This window comes from Hymenobacter terrenus, assembly GCF_000972495.1.
Classification (GTDB): Bacteria; Bacteroidota; Bacteroidia; order Cytophagales; family Hymenobacteraceae; genus Hymenobacter; species Hymenobacter terrenus.
This window is the reverse complement of record NZ_LATM01000010.1, coordinates 1-13,261: the sequence shown is the minus strand read 5'-3', so window position 1 is coordinate 13,261 and position 13,261 is coordinate 1. Positions and strand designations below refer to the sequence as shown.

At 60.9% G+C, this 13,261-nt stretch carries 13 protein-coding genes; 7 read left to right on the top strand and 6 right to left on the bottom strand.

Features of this window, described 5'->3' with window-relative positions:
* Positions 1-21 precede the first annotated feature (21 nt).
* A complete protein-coding gene (locus WX88_RS13760; RefSeq protein WP_052732678.1) occupies positions 22-2,868 on the top strand; it encodes a S8 family serine peptidase in 2,847 nt (948 codons plus the stop codon).
* A 375-nt stretch (positions 2,869-3,243) separates the two neighbouring features.
* Positions 3,244-3,492 (top strand): hypothetical protein, encoded by a 249-nt coding sequence (locus WX88_RS13755; protein WP_046244976.1) that lies wholly within the window; start codon positions 3,244-3,246, stop codon positions 3,490-3,492.
* Between the two features lie 167 nt (positions 3,493-3,659).
* Here WX88_RS13755 and WX88_RS13750 read toward each other — a convergent pair whose 3' ends face one another.
* On the bottom strand, positions 3,660-4,349 hold the full coding sequence (locus WX88_RS13750; RefSeq protein WP_046244975.1) for a TIGR02117 family protein: 690 nt from the start codon (positions 4,347-4,349) through the stop codon (positions 3,660-3,662).
* A gap of 38 nt (positions 4,350-4,387) precedes the next feature.
* Complete coding sequence (gene yiaA / locus WX88_RS13745; protein ID WP_046244974.1) at positions 4,388-4,792, bottom strand: inner membrane protein YiaA; 405 nt, start codon at positions 4,790-4,792, stop codon at positions 4,388-4,390.
* A 164-nt stretch (positions 4,793-4,956) separates the two neighbouring features.
* On the opposite strand from yiaA, the gene WX88_RS13740 reads away from it, so the two are divergent.
* The 3 genes from WX88_RS13740 (at position 4,957) to WX88_RS13730 (ending at position 8,001) form a co-directional block, all read left to right on the top strand.
* On the top strand, positions 4,957-6,552 hold the full coding sequence (locus WX88_RS13740) for a MutS-related protein (RefSeq protein ID WP_156176125.1): 1,596 nt from the start codon (positions 4,957-4,959) through the stop codon (positions 6,550-6,552).
* 91 nt (positions 6,553-6,643) lie between these two features.
* Positions 6,644-7,150, top strand: coding sequence for a hypothetical protein (locus tag WX88_RS13735; protein WP_046244972.1), 507 nt, complete (start codon positions 6,644-6,646; stop codon positions 7,148-7,150).
* Positions 7,151-7,242: 92 nt separating this feature from the next.
* Positions 7,243-8,001 (top strand): glycosyltransferase family 2 protein, encoded by a 759-nt coding sequence (locus WX88_RS13730; protein ID WP_046244971.1) that lies wholly within the window; start codon positions 7,243-7,245, stop codon positions 7,999-8,001.
* Between the two features lie 156 nt (positions 8,002-8,157).
* Here the strand turns inward: WX88_RS13730 and WX88_RS13725 are convergent, their stop codons facing one another.
* Positions 8,158-8,631: a hypothetical protein gene (locus WX88_RS13725; protein WP_052732677.1), complete on the bottom strand. Its 474-nt coding sequence runs from the start codon at positions 8,629-8,631 to the stop codon at positions 8,158-8,160.
* Between the two features lie 878 nt (positions 8,632-9,509).
* Entirely contained in the window at positions 9,510-10,019 is a 510-nt protein-coding gene (locus WX88_RS28790) for a hypothetical protein (RefSeq protein ID WP_072053016.1), read from the bottom strand.
* A gap of 302 nt (positions 10,020-10,321) precedes the next feature.
* Between WX88_RS28790 and WX88_RS13715 the strand changes: the two genes are divergently transcribed.
* Both WX88_RS13715 and WX88_RS13710 read left to right on the top strand, forming a co-directional pair.
* A complete protein-coding gene (locus WX88_RS13715) occupies positions 10,322-10,735 on the top strand; it encodes a hypothetical protein (RefSeq protein ID WP_197076785.1) in 414 nt (137 codons plus the stop codon).
* A 14-nt stretch (positions 10,736-10,749) separates the two neighbouring features.
* Positions 10,750-11,496: an EcsC family protein gene (locus tag WX88_RS13710; RefSeq protein ID WP_046244969.1), complete on the top strand. Its 747-nt coding sequence runs from the start codon at positions 10,750-10,752 to the stop codon at positions 11,494-11,496.
* Positions 11,497-11,529: 33 nt separating this feature from the next.
* Here WX88_RS13710 and WX88_RS13705 read toward each other — a convergent pair whose 3' ends face one another.
* Both WX88_RS13705 and WX88_RS30840 read right to left on the bottom strand, forming a co-directional pair.
* On the bottom strand, positions 11,530-12,645 hold the full coding sequence (locus WX88_RS13705) for a DUF3616 domain-containing protein (protein ID WP_052732676.1): 1,116 nt from the start codon (positions 12,643-12,645) through the stop codon (positions 11,530-11,532).
* A gap of 357 nt (positions 12,646-13,002) precedes the next feature.
* Positions 13,003-13,261: hypothetical protein (locus WX88_RS30840; RefSeq protein ID WP_046244968.1), on the bottom strand; the 259-nt coding region annotated here is incomplete at its 5' end.

Sequence of the window (13,261 nt, the reverse complement as noted above, 5' to 3'; positions counted from 1 at the left end):
TAAAACCTACTATTCTGCCTGATGAAAAACGCGTTACACCTATTGCTATTTCTGCTATTAGTTGGATCGAGCCAGCCGGTTAGGGCGGTGGCCGGTCCCCCCACCATACCGGGCCGCTTCGTGCTCAAACTACGCCCCGGCCAGCAGCCGGCCGCGCTGGAGGGCGCCTTGCGCACGCTGGGAGCCGGGACCTTGCGCCAGAAATTCCCGCACACGCTGGCCCCCAACCCCGAACGGCCCGGCAGCGTGGATTTGCGCGGCATCTATCAGTTTGAAATTGCGCCCACCCTAACCATCGACCGCGCCCGGACGGTGCTGCTGGCCACCGGCGCCGTGGAGTACGTGGAGCCGCTCTACATCCGCAAGCCGCAGTACCAGCCCAACGACCCGCTGGCCGATTCTACGCTCACCAGCCTCACGGGCAGCCAGTATTATTTGAAACAGATAAAGGCCTACCGGGCCTGGGACGTGAGCAAGGGGGACAGCTCCATCGTCATTGGTATTACCGATGGCGGCGTGCGCCTCACCCACGAAGAATTGCGCCCGCAGATTAAGCACAACTACGCCGACCCCATCAATGGCATCGACGACGACGGCGACGGCTACGTGGACAATTTCACCGGCTGGGACCTCGCCAACGACGACAACAACCCTGGCTACGACATTACCATTGTGCACGGCACACTGGTGGCGGGCGTGGCCGCGGCCCGCGTCGACAACGGTGCGGGCATTGCCGGCCTGGGCAACAGGTGCCGGTTTCTGCCCCTAAACATCTACCCCAATACGCCCACGGGCTCGTTTGCCGGTATTGAGGCTATCGTATACGCCGCCGACCACGGCTGCCAGGTTATCAACATGAGCTGGGGCGGGCCAGGCGGCTACTCCCGCTTCGAGCAGGATGCCATCACCTACGCCGCCGTGAACCGCGACGCCGTGCTGGTGGCCGCCGCCGGCAACACCAATGCTGACCTGCTCTTCTACCCTGCTTCCTACGACCACGTGCTGTCAGTATCGGGCGTGAACAATACCGACCAGAAAAGCCCCAGCGCCACCTTCAGCCACCGCGTCGACCTCGTGGCGCCGGGCATCAGCATTCTGACCACTTACGGCTACCACGCCGACAACGGCGGCGGGCCGGCCGATGGCGACTACACGGCCGTGGGCGGCACTTCGTTTTCGGCACCGCTGGTGGCAGCGGCGGCGGCGTTGGTGCGGCGGGTTTTCCCGGGGTTCACGGCGGCGCAGGTCGCGGCCCAGCTCCGCCAAACTGCTGACAACATCGATGCCCTGCCCGCCAACGCGGCCTGGGCAGGGCGCCTCGGCACCGGCCGCCTCAACGTGCTGCAAGCCCTCACCCAAACCACCCGCCAGGAAGCCCGCGTAGTGACCAGCACCTTCGCCCCGGCCCGCACCGCCTACGCCCCCGGCGACACCGTGCGCCTGACCGTGGCCGTGCAAAATCTGCTCCAGCCCGTAGCCGGCCTCACGGTGACAGTGACCTCGCTTTCGCCCTACCTCACGGTGCGGCAAGGCAGCTTCGCGGTGGGCAGCCTGGCCACTCTGGGCCGGGCCAGCAATACCGCCGCGCCCTTCCGCCTGGCCGTGGCCACCAGCGGCATTCCTCTAAATACGAAGGCCACGCTCCGCTACCGCCTCACGGCCACGGGCGGCTTTCAGTACGACCAGTTCGTGGATATTCTGCTCAACCCTGACTATGTGGTGCTTGATGCCAATGACTTGACCCTTACCCTCACCAGCCGGGGCAACCTGGCTTTCGACAACCTGGCGGGCACCATTGGTGCGGGTGTGACGTACCGGGGCAGCGACAACTTACTGAGCGAAGGCGGCCTGCTGCTGGCCACCAGCCCCACTCGCGTGTCGGACCGGTTGCGCACCAGCGGCGGGCAGTCGCGGCAGTCGTTTTTCAGCCTCCGCCAGGCTACGCACCAGCAGCCCGGCCCCCGCGCCGAGCAGGAAGCCCGCGCCGCATTCCAGGATACCATTCCGGTGGCGGGTAGCCGCGTGCGGAGTGTGGGTGTGGCCGTGCGCCAGCGCGCCTACGCCTGGGCCACTCCCGGCCGACGCGACTTTGTGGTGCTGGAATATTCGCTTAAAAACCTGACTGCTGACACACTCAAGCCACTTTATGCGGGAATATTCACTGATTGGGACCTGCCCGGCCCCGACGGACCTGGCCGCAATGCTGCCGACTGGGACAACACCCGGGACATGGGCTACTGCTACGCATTGGGCCTGCCCGCCACGCCCACCCCAGCCGCCGCGTACGCTGGCGTGCGCCTGTTGCGCGGTGGCCTCCCAACCATCTACTCCATCAACAGCAACGCCCCCGTGGGCACGGCCGTGCGCCTGGCCGACGGCTTTTCGCCCGCCGAAAAATTCCTGACCCTGAGCAGCGGCACGGCCAGCGCCCAGCGCAGCGCCGGCCTCCCCGGTGGCGCCGACGTAACCCAGGTTGTCGGCACGCAGCTGGCCAAGCTTGCCCCCGGTGATTCTACTACTGTGACGTTCGCCATCCTGGCGGCCCCTACCCTGGCGCAGCTGCAAGCCGCTGCCGACGCGGCGGCCCAAGCGTATACTACCACCGTGCTTCCTATGCGCCCAGCTACCTTGGCAGCGGGTTTTAATGTATATCCCAACCCCACTGCCGGCCCGTTACGAGTAGAATTACCCCTCAAATTTGGGCTGACGGAAGTTCGGGTATTGAATGCACTGGGGCAGCTCGTGCTACGCCAAGCCAGCAGCGGTAACCTCATCAACCTGAATCTGACCGGCTTCCCGGCTGGTCTGTACACGTTACGCCTGCAAGGAACGAGTAGGGTATTAACGCGGGCGGTAGTGGTGCACTGAGTTTTAGTCTTCCGATACCGGCGGCATACCAGGCGCTTATCTACTTGCCAGCGGGTAGCCTGCAAGTAGGAGCTGTCACCCTAGCGAATGCCGAGTTTGGGGCTTACTCGACCAAACGAGAAAGACATTTTTATCAGAAAATCAAGATGACACGGCCCAGGACGTGCTACTCCAAGCTGTCGAAAACCGCCATTTGCCATTTTTTTTAGCAAAACTGCATTTACTCGCCCCAATCCGTAAAACAAGCCTTGTCGTATATGCCGTGCGCCGTGGGATAATTATGTTGAGCTTACGCAATCAGCATTATCATCTCTGAAAAAGACTAAAATTATTGTCTCAATTTTTTAGTTTTATCAAAAATCATTATCTTTGGGTATGTCAAACGTCAAGCTCCCTACGCCGCTGCCTTTGCAGCAATTTGCTCGTTGCGTGAACAACGCGCAACGCCCGGCCGACTACATTGGCGACTGGCCCGAAGCCGGCCGCGTATACGCCGTACGCGTGTTGCCACACGTACGCACCGGCCAGCCCCAGGTGCACGTACTCGGTTTTTATGCTGAGCGGCCCTATGGTGCCTTCGCCGCCCATCGCTTCGAGCAAGTGGCCGATGTGTGGTTGAATTAATCGGCATCGGTCGCCGACTACTCAATAATTTCTTTCAATTGGCCCCGCTGGCTTCATTGCTGGCGGGGCCAATTCGTGTTCAGACAGACGCTCACCAACTGGGCCAGTTTCGGCGCTGCTTGGTAAGATGTGAGTTGCTTTTTTGAGTTGCTTGAGCTACCCCTCCTCTATCGGCCGTAGTGGTACAAGATGCCCTTGTCGGCGGGGGTCCAGAGGCAGGCTTTTTGGCCGCAGGCTTTGAGGGCGTTGTTGGTCCAGGTGTTGCAGGTGTAGAGGAAGCTGTAGACGCGACGGGCTTCGTAGAAAGCATCGTTGCGGCCGTAGCTGTGGCCCGCAATGTGCTGCACGCCGCCAACGGCATCGTAGCGGAAACTGCTTTGGATGTAGTCAATCAGGCGGGCGTACTCGGCATGGCTAAGGTAGAGCGGCACGGTATCGGGGCCCGGCGTGAGGGCGTGCAGGTAGGTGGTATGCATAGCCGACGAGCCCAGCCAGAAAGCCGCCGCGAAAGCCGTGCTGAACTTGAGGTCGGCCCAGGTGGGCGTATCGAGGTAAAATCCTTTATCGCCCCAGCCGAAGGCAATGTAGCGCATGGTAGTATCGCCGGACGGAATGTTGCGGAAGGGCAGTTGCTGACTCCAGTCCAGCTGGCTGGTTTTGATGGGCAGCACGATGTCGGTGTGCACGCCGTTGGTGTGAAGGTACACCAGCACGTCGGGCGAGGCGTTGAGTTCGGTTTTCGCCACCGGGATGCGCGAGAGCACAAACGCCGCTCCTAGGTACAGCCCTGCGATGCCCACAAGCCCACCCACTGCGTATCCTATAAATTTCAGCGCTTTGCGAGTAGTAAACGGCATATAAACAGTAAAAATGAAGCCCTTGGCGGAGCTAGAAACTATTGTGCGCCGCCAGCCCGCTGAGTGTCACGGGTATTCTTCTGTACGGCAATGGCGGCGAATAAGCTCAGCAAAAATGACATTGCGTAGAATCCTTTTTCGCTTAGCGTGAGGGTGGCATTCCACAGGCCGATGGTGAGCAGCAGAATGCAAAGCGCAGTAGAGAACCAGCTCAGGCCGTAGTAGATATTGGTCACGGGAATGCCCTCCAGACGGTCACGCACGCTTTTTTGCAGGGAGATGGCTGAGAACAAGCCGTACATCAGCACCGTGAAGTAGTAGCCCTTTTCGTTGAGGGGCATCTGCGCGTTCCAAAGTCCGATGATGAAGGCGGCCAGACCGGCCAGCAGGGCAACCCAGGAGGCTGCAATAAAAGCGTTGGAAGTTTGAGACTGAGGGTTCATGGTTGCTACTAGATAAATGAATTTACTGCCAATTACGGCACAAATTCGGACAATAAACCCGACCTTGTCGGGCGCCGGGCGGTACGGCCCCGGTCCAGCGGTACCACGGGTACTGGTTGTACTTTTGGCGGGCTGCCCGGTAGTTTGGGTAGTTGCCCTTGCCCATGTGGACCTCAACCGCTGACCGACTAGCCCTGCTCGAAGCCGAATGGCGCCAACCAGCGCCGCGCTTTCGCAATTTCGCCCTCATTGGTCGCTATCACGCGGCCTTGCAGCCGGAACCTGCTTATCATCGCCTCGACGGCCAAACCTGGACTGACCTGAACGGCGACGACCTGTTTGCACTACTCGACAGCACTACCAGCCGGGTGGGCCAGCAGTGCCTTTACCACCGCCTGCGCAGCCCGCTCAACGACGAGCACGCCCTGCTGGAATTTGATGCCGCGGCCACGCTTTTGGACCAGCAGCCTACCGAGCGCGGCCAGGCCCAACTTGCTCTGCGCCGCCTCGGCTCCACCGAAGCCTACTACATTGCCGACCTGCTGGCCGGCAACCTGCTGCCTGCCCTGCCTTGGACTAGTGCCGTGCCGGCCATGGTGCTCCTGCTGGTGGCCACGGTGGTGGGCGGGTTCTGGCAGCCGGCGCTGTGGCTGGGCTCCGGGGTGCTGTTTCTGGTGCACACACTACTGCATTTCTGGTACCGCTCGCGCATCATCGCGGGGGTGCGGCCCATGCTGCAGCTGGGCAATTTGCACCGGGTCGGCCGCGAGCTGCTAAAGCTGAAGTTGCCGCTGGCGCCGCTGCGGAACCTGGCCGGGCCGCTGGGTCGCTTGCGGTCCATTGCGGGCAAAGTAACGTTTTTGCAGATCGAAGGCGAGCTACAGTCCGACATCGCGGCCCTGCCCTGGCTACTACTGCAATACCTGAAAATCCTGCTGCTGCTCGATTTCATCGTGTACCACAACTGTCGGCGCGAGGTGCAGCAGCACGCCGAGGTCATCCGCACGGTGTTTGAGGCCGTGGGCTACGTCGATTGTGCAGTGGCGGTGGCCGGGTTCCGGCAGCGGCACCCGCACTGCACGCCCCGGTTCCGGCCCAATGGCGCGGCGCTGCATTTCACGGCGGCCTACAACCCGCTAGTACCCGGCTGCGTGCCCAACGACCTGGCCGTGGACGGCCCCAGCGTGCTGCTCACCGGCTCAAATATGTCGGGTAAAACCACCTTTATGCGCACCATTGGTCTTACCGCGCTGCTGGCCCAGACCATTGCCACCTGCCCGGCAACGGCTTACGCGGCGCCATTTCGCAAGGTGGTGTCCAGCATCAACCTGGCCGACAGCCTGACCGAAGGCAAGAGCTATTACTTCGCTGAAGCCGAAGTAGTGCTGGGCTTCGTCCGGGCAGCGGAGGCGGATAGTGACTACCTGTTTATTCTAGACGAGCTATTTAAGGGCACGAATACCGTTGAGCGCATCGCGGCCACTAAGGCCGTGTTGGCTTACCTGCAGGCCCGCAGCTTCGTAGTGGCTTCCACCCACGACGGCGAGGTGGGCGAGTTGCTGCACCCTCACTTCACCGAGTACCATTTCTCCGAGACCGTGACCGAGACGGACTGGTTTTTTGACTACCAGCTCAAGCCTGGGCCGCTCACCACCCGCAACGCCATCCGCCTGCTGGCCCGCACCGGCTACCCCGAGGCCATTGTGCAGGATGCCCTGGCCCTGAGCCGCTCGCTCGACGCGGCCGATGCCAAAGCCTGAGAACGGGCGCGGCCTGCAATGCCTGACAAACCCTGATTCCATAAAAAGTAGCTGTTGTGCATTTCTGATACCTTTTGCTAAATTTCGCTTTATGAAACGCCTTCTCTTTGCATTCTTCCTGCTTGGCAGCTCGCCCTACCTGGCCTTGGCCCAAAGCGCCTTCGACGTACCGGCGCGACTCTCCCTCAGTAAGCCGGAAGATTATGCGCAGTACGAGCCCCAGGTCATCAGCACCATCAACTGGCTCGAAGAAACACCGGCTAACCAGGATGTAACCCGGCGGCAGCAGGCCCAGCGTTTCCTGCTGACCTGGGCCAACGGCAGCCCCAAGGTATCTATGGGCCTACAGCCGTACGTGGGCGAGCTGTATGACAAAAACACCGCCTTGCTCATGGCCTTCATGGGCGGCTGGACGCGCTTCAGCCTCCAGCACCCTAATGAGAAGGATGTAGTCAGGCTCAATGCTGAAGGCGTGAAATCCATGCTCAAAGTGTATGAGCTGGGGGGCAGCGAGAAGAATAAGGCCATGGAAAACCTGCGCGACGTCATCAACAAAGGCGAGCTGGAGACTTGGCTGAAAAGTAAAATCACCAAATAATCGCCTGCAATAAAGATTACTCAGAGGCACTACGGTCTGGTTTCCCGAAGGCTGACGGCAACTTTTTTCTCCTTCCAGTCGATAAGCAGGCCATGCATTTTTCTGTTATTACCCCCACCCACCAGCGCCGGGAACTACTTCCCGAGGCCGTGGCCAGCGTGCGGGCCACCGTTAGCGCTCCGCTCGATTTCACGTTTGAGCACCTGATTTACGACAATGGCTCGCGCGATGGCACGGCGGCCTACCTGCGCGAAGCCGCCACCCAGCCCGGCCCGCCGCTGCGCCACTGGCATTCGCCGGGCCGCCAGCTCGCCGGGCTCGCCCGCAACCACCTCATCCGGGAAGCGGCCCCCGAGGCCTGGCTCGTACCGCTCGATGACGACGACATCCTCCTCCAGCGCACGCTGCACCACTACGCTGCGCAAATCGAAGCCCATCCCGACCGCCCGTGGTTCGTTGCTGACTTCCTGCGCGTAGATGAGCACGGCCGCTACCTGCCCGGCGAAGACTACTATGCCTGGGCTTTCGAAACCCCGGCCGATATGCTGCGGGCCATCTTCCGGGCCGAGCACTTTTTGCAGGGCAACGTCTGCTTCAGCCACGCCTTCCTCGACCAGGTGGGCGGCTACGACGGCGAGCTGGCCATGGCCGAAGACCTGGACCTGTACGTGCGCTTCCTGCTGGCGGGCCAGCTGCCCGTGCTTTGCCCCCACATCAGCCATCTGCACCGCTTTCATGCCCGCAACGTAAGCCGGGGCGTGGATGCAGCTAAGCACAACGCCGATTTGCGGGTGATTTATGACAAATACGCCCAGCCGCTGCAGGACTTAGGAATTGACGCTCCCGGCTAGCCACTGCCTAGTGCCACAACTAAAAAGCGCCTCCCGAACTTTCCGGGAGACGCTTTTTAGTTGTGATGCCGGGCCACGTTAGAGCTGGCAGGGCATTCTAGAATGGCTGATGCGGCTTAAAGAAGGTTGCCTAAGCCAGCGTGCGGGAAGGCCGGCTCAGGAACCAGAGTAAAGGGAGGCAATTGTCCCGTTGTTGATTATAAATAAACCGACCCCGTTATTGCTAACGAGTACCAGGAGGGGCGTTCTGCCATTGATTCCAACGCGACCACTAGCATACACGGGAGCATTTGCCGTGTTGTACACGACAAAGTTGCCGTCGCTCTGCATGATGCAGCGGGCGCCCGGGTTGCCCTGCGTGCCGGTGTTCCACAAGGCCCGGTTGTCCGCAGTCCGATAGAGCACCAAGTTGCCGTCGCCCTGCATCACCAATCTGTATTTCCCATCCGAGGTTATCAGAAACTGCTCCGAGGTTAGGGTTTCGTTGGTGCGCAACTGGCTTTCACCGCTGGCATCGGCGGTAACCTGTGTTTTGGGTGCCGCGGGTTGCGGATCGGCCTTTTTCTCGCAAGCCGTCAGGCTCAGGCCCAGCAGGGCCGCGAAGAGGGGGTACTTAGCAACGTTTTTCATACTAGTAGAAGGGTAAAGGGTTAGGGAAAGGAAACACGCTCCGTCGAACGTGCTGAAAAAGCAATACTCTGGAGCAGCCACATACTAAAGATGAGCAGGAGCTACAGAGGAAAAGAGGCGCAGTCAGCGCGTCATCCTACCAAAATGCGGGCTAGGAAACACCAGGAAGTTGGGGTTGGAGGCGAAGTAGTAACTGGTAGCAGTTGCCGTAACCAAGGAGTTGTGGGAGCCCCGGTTATGGGCTGGCTTTTTCCTCGCCGGCCGGTAGGCTTAGGCCGAGCGGGGCCGGGAAAAAGAGGGATTTCAGCAAGCGTTTCCACTCAGGTAGCAGGTAGAGAGAAAGAGATAGAAGGAAAAGATGAGGCGAATATAAAAGTGTGCTCAGCGACCAGACAAGCACCTCTAAGGCGAATTCAGAGCGAGTTTAAGACAGTAAAACGAAGAAAAAAACAACGGTCGGAATCACCTGACTGGAAAACAAAAACCAAAGTTTAACGGCGCATGTTCGTTAGCGGCAAAGACAGCTCAGGCTTTTCCGGACCTGGCTTGGCTGCGCTGGAAGAGCGATTTTAGCTTTTTAGGGGTATTAAGTTTTAGTGAACTTCCCGGGGTGGCGAGGTAGCGTTGGTGAGGCAGTGCTTCCCGATGGTAGGCGGGTGCTTGACCACCGAATCGGAAACAATAACTTGAGCCGCTCCGAGCCTGGGCCACGCGGACGCGACTCGGCATTAGCCACCCGTACCGCCGTCGCCTTGCGGATGATTAGCTCAGAAATTTTGGCAGTTGTGTAAAGCAGGGATTGAAGCCAGTGCTATTGCAAACGAAAAGCGCCTCCTGGGAAGTCCAGGAGGCGCTTTTCGTTGGGCTAACAGGCCGGGTTAATTTGATGGCTCTGCGACGAAGCCAAGTCTTTTGTAAAAAATACGGTAAATAGGGCTAGTGCTCGATTGTACTTCTAACCGGACATCTCCAGAAGTAGAAACGAGCCGCAGCGTATGCGTACCCTGGCCCTTGGCAGGAGATCTATAGAGCACTGCATTTGAGCGGCTCAATACCACCAAGCTACCATCGGACCGCAGGGTGGTACGTGCACCTGAATTACCCTGGGTGCCCGTCCTCCAAAAGACTTGATTAGTAGCTATTTGAATCAACACCAGATCACCATCATTTCGCTGGATCAGGCGGAATGCCCCATCTCCTCCCGATACCAGAGACTGACCAGCGGTCAAGGTTTCACCGACACGGAGGACAGACTCACCGTTGGCATCGGCGGTGACCTGCGTTTGAGGTGCCGCTGGTTGTGGTTGTGGATCGGCTTGCTTCTGGCAAGCCGTCAAGCTCAGGCCCAGCAGGGCCGCGAAAAGGGGGTACTTAGCAACGTTTTTCATGTTGGTGGGATGAAGTGAAGCACGGCATTATTGCCGTTTCAAAGGTAGAAAGGCAACCTGCCTTATAATACCTAGCTGACTCCATAGAAGGATGAACGGTTCAAATGCCTACACAAACTCCACGTCTATGGTGATAAACGACAACAAAATCAATGTAAGCTACTCTCAAACAAATATTCCACCTGGTAAACCCGGCAGCAAGTCGTGTGAACCTATTGCTTTCTGGAACCGCCTCTAGCGAAGCTAAAAACCGCGGAGCCGCGTCAATAGCGTGCTTCTTATTTTTGAGTTTTAGCCCGCCCATGCCCGCCCCTCCTCCCGCCGCAGAAGTATATAGCATCCCGGCCGCCTACCGGAAGATGGAAAACACCCACATCCTGTTCTGGCTGCTGAAGGACATTGCCTGGTGCATGATTTGGCGGCCCCTGGGCCTGCTCATGGTCGTGCCCACGCTGGGCATTGCCCTGGTCATTGCCTGGCGCACCCGCGCCTACCCGTCGGAGCGGGCCCACAACCTGGCCATCGTGTTCTGGATAACGGCCAACTCGTACTGGATGAGCAGCGAGTTTTTCGGGTTTGATACCGCGCAGGTGGCGCCCCACGTCACGGGCAAGCACCTGGCCCTGGTGCCTTTCCTCATTGGGCTGGCCATTCTGGCCTACTACTACCTGGTGCACAAGCCCCGGGAAGGCCGGGCGGCAGCAGCCACGCTATAAAGTCCGCGCTACACATGACTTTCGAAGAACAGCAGGCCTACACTGAGCTGCAAGCCTGGCAGCAGCAAATGCAGCGCCCTCCCTCCTTCCTGAACAACTTCGCCCGACGGGTGCAAACCCGCCTCAACGCCCTGCTGCCCGAGCGGGTGCACCAGGCCATTACCGTCACCATCAAGCAAATGGTGCGCGGCGTGTTGTTCGGCTCCCAATACACCACCAGCCAGCCCCTAGCGGGTGCGTCGTTTGCCAAACGGGAAAGCGAAGTGCGCGCCCGCATCCGCGACTACCGCACCATGGCCACCGCCGAAGGCGCCGTAACGGGCGCGGGCGGCTTCCTGCTCGGCCTCGCCGATTTCCCGCTGCTGCTGGGCCTCAAAATCAAGCTGCTCTTCGACGTGGCCGCCCTCTACGGCTACGACGTGCACGACTATACCGAGCGGCTGTACCTGCTCCACGTCTTTCAGCTGGCCTTCAGCAGCCAGCACACTCGCAACGAAACCTACCGCCGCCTCGCCGACTGGAACGCCTACCGCCGCGCCCTTCCCCCCGACCCCACCGAGTTCGACTGGCGCACTTTCCAGCAAGAATACCGCGACTACATCGACCTGGCCAAGATGGCCCAACTGGTGCCCGTCATCGGGGCCGCCGTGGGGGCCGTGGCCAATTACAAGCTCATCGAACAGCTCGGCGACATGGCCATGAACTGCTACCGCCTGCGGCACTTCGCCGCCGAGGAAGCCCCGCGCCTGGCAGGCGCATAGCTCAGCGCAAGCCGGCCGGTTTGCGAGGCCGACTTACTTTTCGGCCTCTGGCACCAGACGGTAAGCCTCGGCGATGACTTGGTGGGCAGCGGGCTTACGGGCATCGGCGGGGCTGTCGAAGGTTATCAGCACGTGAGTGTCGTCGAGCAAGGCCATGCCCTCGGCCCGGTCCTGGCCGGCGGTGGGCCCGTGGCCGTGGGGCACGTCGAAGAGGCGGTGCAGGTGCTTGCCGCCCACAAGGCTGTCGGTGGGCTGCGTGGTGGCGTGGGGCCACCGGTACACCGCAATGGTGCCGTCGAGGTCCATGGTGGGGCCAGCCAGTACCAGCAGGTCGGTGCCCTGTAAGTGCAGTTCGCGCAGGCCCATACCGCCCAGGTCGAGAAAATGCTTTTTGTAGTGGGTTTCGGTCGCGCCCGGCACCTTGCCCAGGCGCAGGCGCCCGTGCCGGTCCTCTTCCAGGCGCAGTTCCACCACCAGGGCCCAGCCACGCAGCACGGGACCGCGCAGGCCCACAAATACCTGGCCGGCGGGCGTGGCCGCCAGGCCCTCAATGTCGATGCCGTTGTCTTTGCCGGGAATGCCCGCGAAGAGCTTCAGATGGGGGTCCTGCGCCAGGGCGTCGAGCAGTTCATTGGTTTCGCCGTTGCCGTGCAGCTGGGCGGCGCGCAGCGTTTGGGTGGCATCGGTGGGGTGCGGCGCCTCTTTGTGCAGCTCAAATTCGCCGGTGGCAGCGTTGCGCAGCAGCGGAATGCGGGCCAGCAGGTAGCGATTGGCGTCGGCTTTCACCTTGGCCAGCTTGGCAATCTGCTTGACGGTGTCGTCGCTCTGCTCGTCGGGCTTCTTGCGCTTGAGGCTGTGCGAGCCCACCAGCCAGAGGTAGTGGTTGGCTTCGGCCAGACCCTCGATGTCGATTTCCACGGCTTCGTCGGCCGGTAAATCCAAAAAGTCAGCCAGTTGGTAGGAGCAGTGCTCGCCAAACTCGCGGGGGCCGGTGCGGCGCAGGCGCTCGATGCTGGTGCGCTCGTCGCAACTCACCCACAGGTTATCGCCGGTCAGCAGCACGGCGGAAAGCCCATCGCGCACGTGTTTGCCGTCGGCGTTGAGACTGAGTTTGGGGTTGAAGTGCAAGGTATGGCCTTGGGAGTGCATGGTGAATAGATGAGAATGGGCGATGAAACAGCAACCGTTTTTCAAACAAGGTAGTTGTAAAAAAGACTCGACGGCTCGGCCACATGACCACGAACTGCTACCGCCCGCGGCACTTCGCCGCCGAGGAAGCCCCGCGCCTGACCAGCTAAGGGGGCTCTCTTGCTCCTTCTAAGCTGCACTCCGCCCGTATGCAGAAAGAGCGAAAGAGAGCCCGTCGATTGGCGGCGGTTGCTAAGCGGGTAGCTCAGTCTTGCGGGCCGCTACCGGCGGGCAGGGTGCGCGCCTCGTTTGGGGTGATGAGGCGCGCGATTTCGGCGGCGCGCCAGCCGACGTTGCCAAAGGTGATGACCGAGCTGGTCAGGCGCTGGTACTCGGCTGCGGATTTATTGGTGGGGCAGCCGGCTCCTGGGCTTCGAGAGCGGCGGCTAGCACGGCGGCTTCGGCGCGCAGGCCGGCCAGGCGGGCCTGCGCCAGCAGCGTGGGGGCCCGGCCGCTGGTGCCGAGCAGTTCCTGCCGGGCCTGGCTGAGCAGCAGGGCCCACTGGGCGCGTTGGGCCCCGAGGCGGGCCGGGGGCAGCGGGTCGGTGACATCGGCCGGAGCCAGGGCGGCGGGCACG